The 16,529-nt window shown below is 68.4% G+C and carries 7 protein-coding genes; 5 read left to right on the plus strand and 2 right to left on the minus strand.

Annotation, left to right across the window (positions count from 1 at the left end):
- Positions 1-92 precede the first annotated feature (92 nt).
- From PGB34_RS02405 to PGB34_RS02415, 3 genes are all read left to right on the plus strand, one after another.
- Positions 93-3,896, plus strand: a complete 3,804-nt coding sequence (locus PGB34_RS02405) for a pilus assembly protein (protein WP_271426466.1) — start codon at positions 93-95, stop codon at positions 3,894-3,896.
- Positions 3,897-3,936: 40 nt separating this feature from the next.
- A complete protein-coding gene (ribD, locus tag PGB34_RS02410; protein WP_271426467.1) occupies positions 3,937-5,067 on the plus strand; it encodes a bifunctional diaminohydroxyphosphoribosylaminopyrimidine deaminase/5-amino-6-(5-phosphoribosylamino)uracil reductase RibD in 1,131 nt (376 codons plus the stop codon).
- A 251-nt stretch (positions 5,068-5,318) separates the two neighbouring features.
- Entirely contained in the window at positions 5,319-6,176 is an 858-nt protein-coding gene (locus PGB34_RS02415; RefSeq protein ID WP_271426468.1) for an SGNH/GDSL hydrolase family protein, read from the plus strand.
- Positions 6,177-6,184: 8 nt separating this feature from the next.
- Here the strand turns inward: PGB34_RS02415 and opgC are convergent, their stop codons facing one another.
- The gene (gene opgC, locus PGB34_RS02420; protein WP_271426469.1) at positions 6,185-7,360 is read right to left on the minus strand and encodes an OpgC domain-containing protein; all 1,176 of its coding nucleotides are present in this window, start codon (positions 7,358-7,360) and stop codon (positions 6,185-6,187) included.
- A 270-nt stretch (positions 7,361-7,630) separates the two neighbouring features.
- Here opgC and PGB34_RS02425 point away from each other — a divergent pair, with 270 nt between their 5' ends.
- On the plus strand, positions 7,631-13,675 hold the full coding sequence (locus PGB34_RS02425; protein WP_271426470.1) for an alpha-2-macroglobulin family protein: 6,045 nt from the start codon (positions 7,631-7,633) through the stop codon (positions 13,673-13,675).
- Positions 13,676-13,779: 104 nt separating this feature from the next.
- Here PGB34_RS02425 and PGB34_RS02430 read toward each other — a convergent pair whose 3' ends face one another.
- Positions 13,780-14,016, minus strand: a complete 237-nt coding sequence (locus PGB34_RS02430) for a hypothetical protein (protein WP_271426471.1) — start codon at positions 14,014-14,016, stop codon at positions 13,780-13,782.
- Positions 14,017-14,272: 256 nt separating this feature from the next.
- Between PGB34_RS02430 and PGB34_RS02435 the strand changes: the two genes are divergently transcribed.
- The gene (locus PGB34_RS02435; protein WP_271426472.1) at positions 14,273-16,513 is read left to right on the plus strand and encodes a TonB-dependent receptor; all 2,241 of its coding nucleotides are present in this window, start codon (positions 14,273-14,275) and stop codon (positions 16,511-16,513) included.
- Positions 16,514-16,529: the final 16 nt, after the last annotated feature.

The following is a 16,529-nucleotide window of genomic DNA, read 5'->3' on the forward strand; positions in this document are numbered from 1 at the left end:
CTCGACATGACCTCGCTTGCGGCTTGGATGCATACGCCCGCCATCCGCACACGACAACCCTCATGGAGCCCTTCATCAAAAGGGAAGACCTCATGAACACCATGAACCAAGCTCCTGTTCCGACAGCCGCCAAGGCCAGGCGTGCGCGCTTGAACCTGCAGCTCTCGACCGTCGGCCTCGTCGCGGCCTGGTTTGCCGCCGCGCTGCCGGGTGCAGACGCAGTCGCCGCCACGGCACCTAGCCAGGCGCCCCTGTACAGCGCGGTGCCAGGGGCCAAGCCCAACCTGATGTTCGTGTTGGACAATTCCGGGTCAATGGGCTTTGTATACCAGGATAGCTACTCTGTAAATGATAAATGCAAGAGCACCAATGATTGGGGTTGCCGAGATAAATACGGCTGGTATTCGATGCGATCCAGCAGCGTCAATACCCAATATTACAATCCGGCCATCACTTACATTGCCAGAGTCAATTCAAATGGGGTTCCGTTAAACAACCCGACTCTCATGGTGGACAATCAAGCGTCCAGCGATGGTTCACCATACTCACCAACTGATAGTGCCCACACGACGGTAGCTGCCGCCACAGGGAAAAAATTCACCTACCTTCAATGCGCTGGCAGCAATTGCTCCAGCTCCAGCTCCAGAACGGAAGTTACCATTAACTATCCTGTCGGCAGCACCCCTGTCAATTTACCTCCGGGGCACAAACGCACTGAATGTGACAAAACCACGAATACCTGCACTCCGGATCAGGAGCGCCAAAATATTGTCAATTGGTATCAGTGGTACCGAACCCGCACGCTTGCAATCAGCACGGCCTTGGGTCAAGCGATGCAAAACTACCAGAATAAATTCAGGGTGGGGTACGTTCAATACAACATTGGTGGGGCTGCTGCAACAAATATCATCAGGGGCGTCCGTTACTTCAAGGACGAAGACACCTCATCGAAAAACTGGAAAACGCAGTTTTATAACTGGATATATGGCATCAGCCCGAATGGAGGAACGCCAAGCCACAATGCGCTGTCCCTGGCCGCCAACTATTACAACGGCACTGGTAAGTCGACTTACGGAAATCCCTGGAAGAACGACCCCACGAGCACGGCCGACACCACGTCCGAAGACCTGAGTTGCCGCCGCGCCTATTCCATCGTGCTGTCGGACGGCGCATGGAACGCCGGCACCGCGCCAAGCGACGTTACCAAATACGCCAGCACGCAGGGCACCAACTACAGTGGCACACCATCCGGAACTCCGGCCACGCTCCAATTCAATCCCAGCGGCGCGACCGGTTGGGACAGCACGAACCTCAAAACCAAGCTGGCGGCCCGCAATCTCTACATCCCCTATAGCGACGGGGGAGCCAGCAGCAAGGGTTTTGCCGATCTGACCGCCCGTTACTTCTGGCGCAGCGATTTCTCGAACCTCGACAACAACGTTCCCGTGATCGAAGGCCAGCACAACCCGACGTTCTGGCAGAACATGACCACGTTCACGATCGGCTGGGGGCTCACGCCTTCGGGTGATTCCGGCACGGCGAACGGCCTGAAATGGGCGCAGATCGACCAGTACAACAACGACTGGCTGGCCGGCAGGGCGGTGACGCGTCCCAACTGGGCGACGGGCGACCTGAACGCCGGCAGCACCCCCGCGGACGATGCACGGCGCGTGGATGACTTCATCCGTGCAGGCTTTACCGGTGGCGGTCGCGCCTACAGCGTGTATTCCGGGGAAGACGTGCGCCGGGCGCTCGACAACGCCCTCGGCGGCATGGTTGGCTCCGGCAACGACGCCGGCGTGGCGGTATCGGGCAACAGCGGCGAGTTCCAGACCCTGGAAAACCAATACAAGTACACGACCGAATACCAGACTGCGGACAACAGCGGCGACATCAAGGCCTTCCAGTTGAATGCGGATGGCGGCTACAAGGTCGACGCGACTACCAATAAGCCAATCGTGGCCTGGTCTGCCAACGAGAAGATGCCGGTGGTGGAAACACGCAAGATCTTTGCGCTGTCTGGCTACGATGCCGCAACGCGGGGCACGGCAGCCACACGCTGGGAACTGAACTCCAACACGACGCTGACCAGCCTTCCGGCCGACTTCAAGGCGCTGCTGAACTCGAACAACCTGCAGAAGGACGACAACACCTTCATTCGCTACATGCTTGGCGAGGACGCGCTGGCGGACAAGACCGGGGCCGTCTACCGCGCGCGCAAGCAGCCGATCGGCGCTTCAGTGAACTCGCCGCCCGTGTTCGTGGGGGGGCGCATCGACATGGGCTACGAGACATTCGGCAGTGTGAACGGCAAGGACAAATACGGCACATACAAGACGACCAAGTCCAGCTTGCCGCCCACCATATTTGCCGCCACCAACAACGGCAAGGTCCATGTGCTGAACGCCGCCAAGGACGACAACGTGCTGACCGGCTTCGCGGCGGGCGCGGAGCTGGCTTCGTTCATGCCCAAGGGGGCCATGGCTTCGCAGGTCGACCTGGCGAACCCCAACTTCCGCTTCCGCTACACGCTGGACGGGCCGCTGGTAGAGCATGACCTGTACGATGCGACCAAATGGCGCCAGTTGGTGTTCGGCACCGGTGGCCGAGCCGGCAGCTTCATGTACGGCCTGGAGTCGCCCATGAACACCTCCAACCGGATTCCGACCCAGGACAGCTTTCTCTGGGAACTGGACAACAAGACCACCGGCTATGCCGACCTGGCGCATGTGACCAACAACCCCACCGCGGGCCAGTTGGATGACGGAACCTGGGTCATGCTGACGGGCAGCGGCCACTACGCCGGCGCGGGCAGGCAGCTAGGCCTGTATGTGGTGGAGGCGTTCACTGGAAAGCGTAAGGCCTTCATTCCGCTGCCGGAAGAGTATGGCGCTGGCGACACGGCCAATGGCGGCAACCGCGGCCTCGGCGGCGTGGTCGCGGTGCGCGACGCCACGCGCAGGATCGTGGCCGCCTATGCCGGCGATGCAAACGGCAACCTGTGGCGCTTCGACCTGCGCTCTTCCAAGTTCGCGGTGTCCTTCGGCAGGCCCCTTTTCACCACCCCGGGCGGCAAGTCGCAGCCCATCTATGCCGCGCCGGCTTGGCAAACCCACCCCGGCGATGGAGGCAATTGCACATACAGCACCGAGTCGCAATGCGGTGCCATCGTGGTGGTGGGCACGGGCATCCTGCTGGACGAGGACGACCTGGCAACCCCGGCCAGAAAGCAGGCGATCTACGGCATCTGGGACCAGACGCCGATCGGGGGTGACGACAAGGGGGACAGGGTTGCGGTCGCTGATTTGGTGGAGCAAACCATCGACCTGGCGTCGGCCGTGACCGGGCAGGGCAGAGCCGAGGCGGGCAAGACCTTCTACACGGTGAGCTCGAATCCCGTGGACTGGAAGAAACAGAGGGGATGGAGGCTGAGCCTGGGCATGATCAGATATCCCGGCGCCATGACGGACGGCGAGCGCGTGGTGGGTGACCTGTCCAACCTGGGCAGCAGCGTCATGATCACCTCGTTCCTGCCCGAGGACCGCAACCTGGGCATCGAGTCCTGCACCGCAACCGGCAGCCTGCCCAACATCATCTACGTGCTGGATGCGCTGACGGGCAAGAACAAGCGGTCCTTCGACGTGGACTCCAACGGCACGTTCGAGCCCTACTCCATTGTCTCGATCCCGTCCGGCGGCTTCACGCGCGGCAACGTGACCTCGCGCAACTTGATCGGCCTGCCTAACGAAGGCCGGCCGGACGGGAAACCTCCTGTCGACTGCACCAACGAGACTGGCTATGTCACCGGCCCCGGCAGCACGCAGAAGGCCGGTGACGGATGTGTGCCCAAGGGCTGGCGGCGTAGCTGGCGTTCGGTGGTACAACCTCCGTTCTGAGGTCTCTCGGCGCGCAACTGAATTGCCCGCTTCCCCACCCATGTCTTCCCTCCCCGCCTTCATGGCCCGCGCGCTGGCGCAGGCCCAGAAGGCGCTTGTCATTTCAAGCCCCAATCCGCGCGTGGGCTGCGTGCTGACCGACGCGCAGGGCCGGGTGCTGGGCGAAGGCCATACCCAGCGCGCGGGCGGGCCGCATGCCGAAGTGATGGCGCTGCGGGATGCGCGCTCGCGCGGCGCGCCGGTTTCAGGTGCCACGGCGTGGGTCACGCTGGAGCCCTGCTCGCACCAGGGCCGCACCGGCCCCTGCTGCGATGCGCTCGTGGCGGCCGGGATCGGCCGCGTGGTGGCTTCCTTGTCAGACCCGAATCCGCGCGTGGGCGGCCAGGGTTTCGCGCGCCTGCGGGCCGCCGGCGTGCAGGTGGATGTGGGGCCGGGCGCCGCCGAGTCGCGCGAGCTGAACCTGGGCTTTCTCAGCCGGATGGTGCGCGGCCAGCCCTGGGTGCGGGTGAAGGCCGCCGCCTCGCTGGACGGCTTCACGGCACTGCCCAATGGCGCCAGCCAGTGGATCACCGGCGCACAGGCGCGGGCCGATGGCCACGCCTGGCGCGCCCGTGCCAGCGCCCTGCTCACGGGTGTGGGCACGGTGCTGGCCGATGACCCACGCATGGATGTGCGCGACACCCCGCTGCTGGCGCAACTGCCGCGCCAGCCCGCACTGGCGGTGGTCGACAGCGCCTTGCGCACGCCGCCCACGGCGCGGCTGTTCGAAGCCGAGCGCCCGATCTGGATCTACACCGCCAGCACCGACACGGCACGTGCCGACGCGCTGCGCGGGCGCGGCGCCGAAGTCATTTACCTGCCCGACGGCCAGGGCCGCGTCGCCCTGCCGGCGCTGATGGCCGAGCTGGCGCAGCGCGAGGTCAACGAGCTGCATGTGGAAGGCGGCCAGCAACTCAACGGTGCGCTGATGCGCGCGGGACTGGTCGACGAATGGCTGCTGTACCTGGCGCCCAAGTTGATGGGCGCGGGCGCGGGCCTGAGCACTGAACCCTTTGCCGGCGGCCCCCTCACCTCGCTGGCCATGGCGCCCGCGCTGGAATTCCATTCGACCCAGATGCTGGGGCCGGACCTGCGCATCGTCGCGCGGATGGCGGGCCGCGACACCTTCTAGAAAATCTCTTCACGGCCGCGCCTGGCGCGCGGCACCCGCCCGCCGGCCGTTGCCTTCGCGCCACGGCACCGGCGCCCACCCTGCCCCACGCCGCGCCACCCCGGCCGCAGCAGGCTTGGCAAGGCTACGATCAAGATCGTGTCTTTTTGTGGGCTAGCCCTGTCAACCGACCGGTGCCCCGCCGAGTTTTGGGACCAGGCCGACCGTAGATCCGGCTTTTTTCAGGCCCCTCCCATCCACGCCGCTGCGCCATGCCTTTCCCGTTTCGCGCCCCGTCCTTTCTTGCCGCCGTGCGCCGCCAGGCTCCGCTGGCACTGCTGGCGGGGCTGAGCCTTCTTGCGGGGGCGGCACAGGCGCAGGGGCCGCTGCTGCAGCCCGCCGCGGCGCCCACGACGCTCTTCGAGACCCCCTCGCCGGAATACATCGCGGCGCAGACACGCTGGAAAAGCGCCATCACGGCCTTTGAAGAAGCGGACAAGGCCCGCCTGCCGGCCGAAGACGGCGTGCTCTTCGTGGGCAGTTCCACGGTGCGCATGTGGTCCAGCCTGGCGCAGGACTTCAGTGAGTGGCCGGTGGTCATCAACCGCGGCTTCGGCGGCTCCACCATGGCCGAATGCCGGCTGCTGGTGCGCGAACTGGTGCTGCGCTACAAGCCGCGCCATGTGCTGGTCTACGCGGGCGACAACGACCTGGCCATGGGCCGCTCGCCACTGCAGGTGATGGAGGACTTTGCGGCCTTTGCCGGCACGGTGCGCAGCACGCTGCCGCGCTCGCGCATCAGCTTCATCTCGATCAAGCCCAGTCCCTCGCGCGCCGCGCTGCTGCCCAAGGTGCAGCTGGCCAACGAGATGGTGGCGGCCTACCTCCGCACCCAGGCCAACGTGGACTACATCGACACCTACTCGTCGATGATCGATGCCCAGGGTCGCCCGCGCGCCGAGCTGTTCCTCAAAGACCAGCTGCACCTCAACGCCGAAGGCTACCGGCTCTGGCACGACGTGATCACGGCCCAGTTGCAGCCTGGCGCCGTCAGCGCGCCGCCGGGCGTGCCCACCACGCCGGTCAACAGCCCGGCCACGGGCGGGGCGCCGCTGGCCAGCGCGCGTTAAGGGCCCCGTCAAAGCGGCGCATCGCGCGCCGCAGAAGCGGATGCAGGCGCCGGCACCACGGCCGGCTCCTCATCATCAGGCGGCGCCGCATCGGCGCGCTGGGTGAAGCGCGCCACGGCCACCATGAAGGCGAACACGGCCGCGATCAGCAGCACGTCGCCCCACAGCGGCAGCCGCAACGGATCGCCCCCCAGCACGGCCAGCACGATCAGCACGGCCACCAGGTGCGCGCAGAAGGCCGGCAGCGAGGCCCGGCCCAGCACCTCCAGCACGCGCAGGCGCGGCAGCCGCCCGGCCCAGCCTGGCCCGAAGCGCACCGCGATCACGCCCAGCGCCGCCAGGTTCAGCAGCCGCAGCGGCCCCAACTGCCACTTGTCCACCCAGAGGTTGCGCTGCACGTCGGCACCGAAGGGCGCCTGGCCGTGCAGGCCAAAGTGGCGCCAGTACAGGCCGCCCAGCGCCACCCCCACGGCCAGCGCAACCACGGGCCACGGGAAGGCCAGCGGCCGGGCGTCGGGCGCGCTGCGCGAGGCGCCCAGCCACAGGCCGCAGAACCACAGGAACTGCCAGGCAAAGGCATTGAAGGCGCCCATTTCCTGGAAAGGCACGGGCAGGCCCGTGAGCGCCACGGTCCAGCCGTAGAACCATTCGCTGAAGCCCTGCTGCGCCAGCACCCAGAAGGTGGCGCTGACCACCATCACGCCGGCCCAGCCGTGGCGCATGGCGAAGGCCAGCACCCAGGGACTGAGCAGCATGAAGAAGATGTACATGGGCAGGATGTCCAGCAGCGCCGGCTCGTAGACCAGGGCCAGGCCGTACACGAAGCCCTGCCAGGGCTGGGCCAGGTACCAAGAGAGCAAATCCGTCACCGCCGTCTGCTGCCCGCGCACGCCCACGCCGGCGATCACCGTCAGCAGGAACAGCAGCAGCGCCGCGTGGCACAGGTAGATGACCAGCGCGCGGCGCCAGAAGGCGCGGCGCATCGTTTCCACGCCGTCGCGGCGCGCATAGCGGCTGTAGACCAGGCCCGCCATGAAGGCCGACAGCAGCACGAAACCCTCGGCCGCCGAGACCCAGCCGAAGGGCTGACCCAGCGGCTCCGACAGCCGCGTGGGCAGGTGCGTCAGCGTCATCAGCACCAGCATCAGCCCGCGCAGCGCATCGATTTCCCAGTGGCGTTTCATGGCGGGCGCGAGGGCGGTGGGTTCAGGCACGCGCATGAGGCGTGCAAAGAAAAGGCGCCGTGGCAGGCAGCAGGCGCGCCCGGCTGGGCTGCAGGCACAAAGGCTGGCGCGGCGGTCAAAAAAAAGAGCCCGGCGCCAAAGCGGCGCAAGGGCCGCGCGATTGTAAAAGTGCAGGCGCGCGCCGCACGCTGCGCATGGCGAAGCAGCGCCACAGGAACATGCAGCGGGATCGGCTACGCTCGCCAGCTGTCCCTTGCTTCCCGCACCGCCATGAAAGTTTCGATCCTTTCTGTCCTGGCCTTTTCCATCCTTGCCTGCGGCACGGCCCAGGCACTGCAGATCAGCAGCTTCACGCCGCAGGGCGAGGTGTCGCGCGTGCGTCAGGTGGTGGCCAGCTTCGACCAGGCGGCCGTCAATTTCGGCGACCCGAAGGCGCCCGCGCCGCTGACGCTGCGCTGCGACGATGCGCAGGCCGGCCAGGGCACGGGCCGCTGGAGCGGCGAGAAGCGCTGGGTCTGGGACTTCGCCAACGACCTGCCACCCGGCGTGCGCTGCAGCGCCAGCGTGGCGCCCGGCTTCAAGTCGCCCAAGGGCGAGGCGCTGGCCGGCAAGCAGCGCTTCGAGTTCAACACCGGCGGCCCCTTCGTGCGCAACCACTGGCCCAGCTACGGCGCCATCGACGAGCAGCAGATGTTCGTGCTGCGCCTCAACGGCCCGGCCACGCTGGAGAGCGTGCGCCAGAACCTCTGGTGCGCGGCCGACGGTGCCGGCGAGCGCATCCCGGTCAAGCTGGTCGAAGGCGAGGAGCGCGCCGCGCTGCTCAAGTCGCGCGGCTACGAGAAGGCCAGCCAGAAGGACCCGCTGAACTACATCACCGTCCAGTGCAACCGCACGCTCACGGCCGGCGCCCGCGTGCAGCTGGTCTATGGCAAGGGCGTGGCCACCCCCTCGGGCGTGGCCAACAACGTCGAGCGGCGCCTGGACTTCGAGGTGCGCCAGCCCTTCGCCATCGAGTTCAGCTGCGAGCGCGAGAACGCGCAGGCCGCCTGCCTGCCGCTCAAGCCGATGCGCCTGTCCTTCAACGCGCCCGTCACGCGCAAGATGGCCGCGCAGATCGTGGCCAAGGGCGGCGGCCAGACCGTCAAGCCCAGGTTCGACAGCGAGAACGCCGATGACGACACGGTGGTCAACAACCTGACGCTGCCGCCGCCCTTCCCCGAGCAGACGGCCTTCACCATCGAACTGCCCAGCGGCTTCACCGACGCATCGGGCCGCACCTTGGGCGAGCCCGGCAGCTTCCCGCTGCAGACCGGCACCGGCCAGATGCCCCCGCTGGCCAAGTTCGCGGCCGCGCCTTTTGGCGTGATCGAGCGCCTGGCCGAGCCCGACGGCGTGGCCCTGATGCCCGTGACCGTGCGCCGCGTGGAGCCGCAGCTGCAGGTGCATGCGCTGGTGCCGGGCCAGGTCAAGGACCTGCAGCCCAGGACCGATGCCGAAATCATCCAGTGGATGCGCCGCGTGCAGCGCTACGAAGAGCGCTACAACATCCGCCGCGACGAAGCCCGGCGCGACAGCCGCGTGCAGCTGCCGCCGGTGATCGAGCGCAGCGAACGCGAGTATGTGCAGTCGCGCATGGTCTCGCTGCTGGGCCAGCAAAGCGGCGCCCGGACGCTGGACATGCCCAAGACCGGAGCCGACCCGCGCCCCTTCGAGGTGGTGGGCATTCCGCTCACGCCGGGCTTCCATGTGCTGGAGATCGCCTCGCGCAAGCTGGGCGATGCGCTGCTCGACGAGCGCTACGGCGACGGCCGCACGATGTACGTGCGCACCACGGCGCTGGCCACCAACCTGGCGGTGCACTTCAAGCTGGGCCGCGAGAACGCGATGGCCTGGGTGACCACGCTGGACAAGGGCCTGCCCGTGCCCGGCGCGCAGGTGCGCGTCTCCAGTTGCCGCGGCGAGGAGCTGGCCACCGCCACCACCGGCGCCGACGGCATCGCCCGCCTGCAAGGCCTGGACCCGCAGCCGCCCAGCTGCGCCGGCGAGAACGACTGGGAGGAAGCGGCCTACTTCGTCAGCGCACGCGCCAAGGACGCCAAGGGCGTCGACGACCTGGCCTTCACCTGGAGCCACTGGCAGCGCGGCATCGAGCCCTGGCGCTTCAACACGCCCACCAGCCAGGAAAGCGCACCCGACCAGGTGGCGCACACCGTCTTCGACCGCACCTTGCTGCGCGCCGGCGAAACCGTGTCGATGAAGCACTTCATGCGCACGCTCACGGGCCAGGGCTTCGGCCTGCCCGAGCGCATGCTGGACGAGCTGGTGATCACCCACGTGGGCAGCGGCCAGGAGTTCAAGCAGAGCCTGGCCTGGCGCCAGACCGGCAGCGGCGGCCGCAGCGCGATCAGCAGCTTCGCCATTCCGCCCGCGGCCAAGCTGGGCCTGTACCAGGTGGAACTGCGGGGCGCGGGCAGCAGCAGCAATAGCAACAGCCGTCGCGGCGACGATGAAGAAGACGAGTCGCGCCGCGCCCGCAGCTACAGCACGGGCCAGTTCCGCGTCGAGGAATTCCGCCTGCCCGTGCTCGAGGGCCGCATCGCGCCGCGCGAGAAGCAGGGCCTGGTCGCGGTGCGCAGCGTGCCCACCGATGTGCAGGTCAACTACGTATCGGGCGGGGGCGCGGCCAACCTGCCGGTGCGTGTGTCGGCGCTGGTGCGGCCCAAGTCGCTGGACTTCCCGGACTTCGATGCCTTCAGCTTCAACCCGCCGCGCCGCACCGACGAGCCGGCGGCCGGCAGCGACGACGACAACGAGGAAAGCCCCGCCGCCGCGCAGGACACGCGCGTGGTGGCCGACAAGCTGCCGCTGGCGCTGGACCGCAACGGCGCCGGCCAGATCGAGATCAAGGACGTGCCGCTGGCCACGCAGACGCCGCGCGAGCTGCTGCTCGAAGCCAGCTATGCCGACCCCAACGGCGAGATCCAGACCCTGCGCAGCGTGCAGACGCTGTGGCCGGCCGCGGTGGTCGCGGGGCTGAAGACCGAAGGCTGGGTCTCCACCGACCGCAAGCTCAAGTTCCAGGCCCTGGCGCTGGACCTCAACGGCAAGGCGCTGCCGGGCGCCAGCCTCGAAGTGAAAGCCGTGGCCCGCATCACCACCACCAGCCGCAAGCGCATGGTGGGCGGCTTCTACACCTACGACAACAAGACCGAGACCCGCGAGCTGGGCAGCCTGTGCACGGGCAAGAGCGACGCGCGCGGTCTGCTGCTGTGCGAGGCGCAGCTCAAGGAAGCGGGCCAGGTCGAGCTGGTGGCCACCGCCACGGACGCGCAGGGCCGCAGCAGCCAGGCCGCCAGCACCGTGTGGGTCACCAAACAGGGCGAGTTGTGGTTCGGCGGCGAGGACCATGACCGCATCGACGTGCTGCCCGAAAAGAAGAGCTACGAGCCCGGTGAGGTGGCGCAGTTCCAGGTGCGCAGCCCCTTCCGCTTCGCCACCGCGCTGGTGGCCGTGGAACGCGAAGGCATCATCGAGACCCAGGTTGTGCAGCTCAACGGCCAGGACCCGACCGTGCGCCTGACCGTCAAACCCGAATGGGGCCCGAACGTGTACGTGAGCGTGCTGGCCCTGCGCGGGCGGCTGCGCGAAGTGCCGTGGTATTCCTTCTTCAGCTGGGGCTGGAAGGCGCCGCGCGAATGGTGGCAGGCCTTCTGGGTCGAGGGCCGCGAATACGTGGCGCCCACCGCGATGGTGGACCTGAGCAAGCCCGCCTACCGCTTCGGCATGGCCGAGATTCGCGTCGGCTCCGCCGCGCACCGCATTGCCGTGAAGGTGGCCAGCGACCAGCCCAGCTACACGGTGCGCGGCAAGGCGCAAGTCACCATCACCGGCCAGCTCCCCGATGGCAAGCCCGCCGCGGGCGCCGAAGTGGCACTGGCCGCCGTGGACCAGGCCCTGCTGGAGCTGATGCCCAACAACAGCTGGAACCTGCTGGAGGCCATGCTGCAGCGGCGCAGCTGGGGCGTGTCCACCTCCACCGCGCAGATGGAGATCGTGGGCCGGCGCCACTACGGCAAGAAGGCCGTGCCCGCGGGCGGCGGCGGCGGCAAGGCGCCCGCGCGCGAGCTGCTCGACACGCTGCTGCTGTGGAAGCCCGACATCGTGCTGGACGCGCAGGGCCGCGCCACCGTGGAGGTGCCGCTGAACGACGCGCTGACCACCTTCCGCATCGTGGCCGTGGCCGATGCCGGCACGGGCCTGTTCGGCACCGGCCAGACCACCATCGCCGCTACGCAGGACCTGCAGATCATCAGCGGCCTGCCGCCGCTGGTGCGCGAGGACGACAGGTTCCGCGCCCAGATCACCCTGCGCAACACGACTGGCAAGGCCATGAAGGTGGCCGTGACGCCGCGCGCCACGCTGATGCAGGTGCCCGAGCAGACCGTGGACATTCCCGCGGGCGAAGCCAAGGAGGTGTTCTGGGACGTGACGGCCCCCGCCCACATGGCGCAGACCCGCAGCCAGGCGCTGCTCTGGGAGATCGAAGCCAGGGACACGCTGGGCGGCGCGCAGGATGCGCTCAAGGTCAGCCAGCGCGTGGTGCCCGCCGTGCCGCTGACGGTGCAGCAGGCCACCCTGGTGCAGGTGGGCGGCGAGCAGCCCTTCACGCTGGACGTGGCGCCACCGGCCGACGCCCTGGCCCCGCCGGGCGAGAGCGTGCGCCGCGGCGGCCTGAAGATGAGCCTGCAGCCGCGCCTGGCCGAAGGCCTGCCCGGCGTGCGCGACTGGTTCGCCAACTACCCCTTCAGCTGCCTCGAGCAGCAGACCAGCAAGTCCATCGGCCTGCGCGACGAGAAGATGTGGCAGGGCGTGGTCGCGCGCATGCCGGCCTACCTCGACGGCGACGGCCTGGCCTACTACTTCCCGCCGCGCGGCGGCGACGAAAGGCGCGGCAGCGACATCCTCACGGCCTACCTGCTGGCCGCCAGCCATGAGGCCTCGGGCATCAACCCGGCCTTCGCGCTGCCCGACGCGGTGCGCGCGCCCATGGAAAGCGGGCTGATCGCTTTTGTCGAAGGCCGCATCGAGCGCAAGTTCTGGGCGCCGCGCCAGGACCTGGACGTGCGCAAGCTGGCCGCGCTGGAAGCGCTCTCGCGCTACGGCAAGGCCACCGGCCGCATGACGGCCAGCCTGACGGTGGCGCCCAACCAGTGGCCCACCAGCGCCGTGATCGACTGGATGAACGTCCTGCAGCGCGTCAAGGACGTGCCGCAGCGCGAGCAGCGCCTGGCCGAGGCCGACAGCGTGCTCAAGGCCCGGCTGTCGTACCAGGGCACCAAGCTGGTCTTCAGCACCGAACGCGACGACTACTGGTGGTGGCTGATGACCAGCGGCGACGTCAACACCGCGCGCCTGCTGCTGACGGTGATGGAAGACCCGGCCTGGAAGGACGACATCGGCCGCCTGGCCAGCGGCTTCATCGCGCGCCAGCAGAACGGCGCCTGGCACACCACCACGGCCAACCTGTGGGGCGGCCTGGCGCTGGAGCGCTTCAGCCGCGTGCATGAAAGCACGCCCGTGGCCGGCTTCACCACGGCCACGCTGCGCGGCGCCACGGGGCCTGCGGGCGACAAGCCCGCCAGCGCCGTGGTGGACTGGAGCCGCGTGGAGCGCATCCAGGCCACCGACCCCGAGGGCGCCGCGCACGCAGGCACCCGCTTCGGCGCGCCCGCCGCGGCGGGGCAGCTGCGCAACAACGGCATGCTCCTGCCCTGGCCCGCGGGCACCGGCAAGGGCACGCTGGAAGTCACGCAGTCCGGCACGGGCAAGCCCTGGCTCACCTTGCAGTCGCTGGCCGCCGTGCCGCTGAAGGCGCCGTTTGCGGCGGGCTATGCGGTCAAGAAGACCGTCACGCCCGTCGAGCAGGCGCAGGCGGGCAAGTACACGCGCGGCGACGTGGTGCGGGTGGCGCTGGAGATCAACGCCAGCACCGACATGAGCTGGGTCGCGCTGACCGACCCGGTGCCCGGCGGCGCCACCATCCTGGGCAGCGGCCTTGGCCGCGATTCGCAAGTGGCCACGCAAGGCGAACAACGGCCGCAGGGTGCCGGCTGGCTGGCCTATGAGGAGCGCGGCTTCGAAGCCTTCCGCGCCTACTACGAGTACCTGCCCAAGGGCATCACCAAGCTCGAGTACACGATCCGGCTGAACAACGTGGGCGACTTCGCGCTGCCGCCCACGCGCGCCGAAGCGCTGTATGCGCCCGAGATCTTCGGCGAGACGCCCAACGCGCGCGTGCAGGTGCTGGCGCCTTAAGGCACCAGCAGAGCGCACAGAAAAAAGCATCGGCCGCGTCATGCGCGGCCGATGCTTTTCTTTTTTCCTGGTGAGTCGCCAGCCCCGTCGCGGGGCCAAGACGCTCAGCGGCGCGGGTCGTTGGGGCGGCGGTCGTAGCGGTTGGGCACCCCGTCGTTGTCGCGGTCGCGGTCATAACGGTTGGGCACGCCATCGCGGTCGCGGTCGCCGCCCGGGCCGCCAGGGCCACCGTGGCCGTAGCCATAGCCGGGCGGCGGCGGGTGCGGATGGGGCGGCGGCGCCACCACGCAGCCGGCCAGCACGAAGGCGGCGACGCCCGCCGCGGCCAAGGTCTTGATCATTTTCAGACTCCTTCGACATTCAATCAGGCCGCCATGCTGCGCCAGGGCCGCGGCCCGAAGGTGCAGGACGCCAGCCCATCGCGGCGCCATCCAAGGGATGCTCTTCGTGCAGCCTCCCGCCAACCCCAGGAAGACAAGGGGAATATGGAATAATTCTCATCTCGGTGCTTCGTCTGCGCCCCAGAGGTGCCACGTAGCCGCAAGCCAAGTCACCAGCACCGGCCTTTTTTCCTTTCCTGTTCCGGAGCTGGTTTCCATGACCTCGCCTTCCCCTGCACGGCGCGCGCGCCTGCATGCGCGCCCCCGGCTGCGCCCCACCGCCACGCTGCTGGCCACCCTGACCCTGTGCGGCACGCTGCACGCCCAGGGCACGGCGGCCGCCGACGGCCAGACCCTCTCGACCATCACGGTCGAAGCCAACTCGGTGGCCGGCGCGCCGCCGGTGTACCCCGGCGGCCAGGTCGCGCGTGGTGCGCGCCTGGGCGTGCTGGGCAACGTCGACTTGATGGACGCACCCTTCAGCGTCAATGCGTACACCGCCAAGACCATCGAGGACCAGCAGGCGCGCAGCATCGCCGACGTGCTGGTGGCCGACCCGGCCGTGCGCCAGGCCAGCCCCTCGGCCTACGGGCTGGAGTTCTATCAGCTGCGCGGCTTCCTGGCCTATGGCGATGACATCACCTGGTCGGGCATGTACGGCGTCACGCCCTATGGCCGCATCCCGGTGGAGCTGGCCGACCGCGTGGAAGTGCTGCGCGGCCCCAGCGCCCTGCTCTACGGCCAGTCGCCCAACGGCTCGGTGGGCGGCAGCATCAACATCGTGCCCAAGCGCGCCGAAGACGACCCGATCACGCGCATCACGGCCAGCTATGCCTCGGACCGGCAACTGGGCGGTGCGGTGGACCTGGGCCGCCGTTTTGGCGACCGCAAGCAATGGGGTGTGCGCATCAACGCGGCCTCGATGAGCGGACAGACGGCCACCGACTCCATGAGCAACCGCCGCCGCGTGGCCGGCGTGGGCCTGGACTGGCGCGGCGACCGCACGCGCTTCTCGCTGGACCTGTACGACCAGCGTTACCGCACCAACGACGGCATCGGCGTCTTCGCGCAGTTCAGCTCCACCACCGTGCCCAAGGCGCCGCGCGCCGAAACCAACTTCTTCCCCGGCACCTACATGGACGCATCCGACACCGGCGCCATGTTCCGCGGCGAGGTGGACGTCCTGGACAACCTGACGGCCTACCTGGGCTACGGCCAGCGCCACCACTACTACACGGGCTACCTGTCCACCGCGGCGCGCAACGTCGATGCCTTTGGCAACTTCTGCGGCAACGTGCGCGGCTGCAACAACGCCACCACCCTGCCGCCGGGCACGGGCTACAACGACACGCGTGCCACCGAAGCGGGCCTGCGCGGCAACTTCCGCACCGGCGCCGTCAAGCACCAGTGGAGCCTGGGCGGCCAGCAGATGAGCATCGATGCGGGCTCGTCCACCACGCGCCTGACGCCGGGTTTCAGCTCCAACATCTACAACCCCTCCCGCATTCCGCTGACCACGGCCGACTACCTGCCGCTGCCGCGCTCGCACACCTCGCTGCAGAGCGTGGCGCTGACCGACACGTTGTCGATGTTCGACGACCGGCTCAAGCTCACGCTGGGCCTGCGAGAACAGCGCGTGAGCCTGGAGGGCTACACGCCCATGTCGGCCAACCTGGCCAGCCCGCTGAGCAACCTGGTTCGCCGCAGCAGCAGCTACCGCGCCAACAAGACCACGCCGGCCGTGGGCGCGCTGTTCAAGATCACGCCGCAGCTCTCGGTGTACGGCAACTACATCGAGGGCCTGACCAGCGGCTCGCAGATCACCGACACCGCCGCCACCAACTACGGCCAGACCATCCCGCCGCTGCCCACGCAGCAGACGGAACTGGGCCTGAAGTGGGACCTGGGCACCTGGACCAACACCTTCGCGGTGTATGAGATCAAGAAGCCCAGCACCATCAACGTCTACACCACCCCCACGCGCTACTCCGTCGATGCCGAAGGCGAGCAGACCAACCGCGGCGTGGAATGGAACACCTTCGGCCAGTTGACGAAGAGCGTGCGCGTGCTGGGCGGCGTGGCCTTCACCGATGCCGAACTCACGCGCACCGCGCGCGGCGTGAACCAGGGCAACACCCCGCCGGCCGCGCCCAAGTGGAAGGTGAACCTGGGCGGCGAATGGGACGTGCCGGCCGTGCCGGGCCTGACGCTGTCGGGCACCGTGATCTACAACAGCGCGGCCTGGCTCAACAGCGCCAACACCCAGCGCAACCCGGCCTGGACGCGCCTGGACCTGGGCGCGCGCTACACGCTGCAGGCCGCGGGCTATCCGCTCACGATCCGCGCCACCTTGCAGAACGCCACCAACCGCGGCTACTGGGACGCGAGCTGGCGCGACGGCCTGGCCATCCTGGGCGCGCCGCGCACCTTCCTGCTCTCGGCCACGGCTGATTTCTGAGCGCGCGGTGGGCCGC

It is taken from the genome of Xenophilus arseniciresistens (assembly GCF_028023875.1).
Classification (GTDB): Bacteria; Pseudomonadota; Gammaproteobacteria; order Burkholderiales; family Burkholderiaceae_C; genus Xenophilus; species Xenophilus arseniciresistens.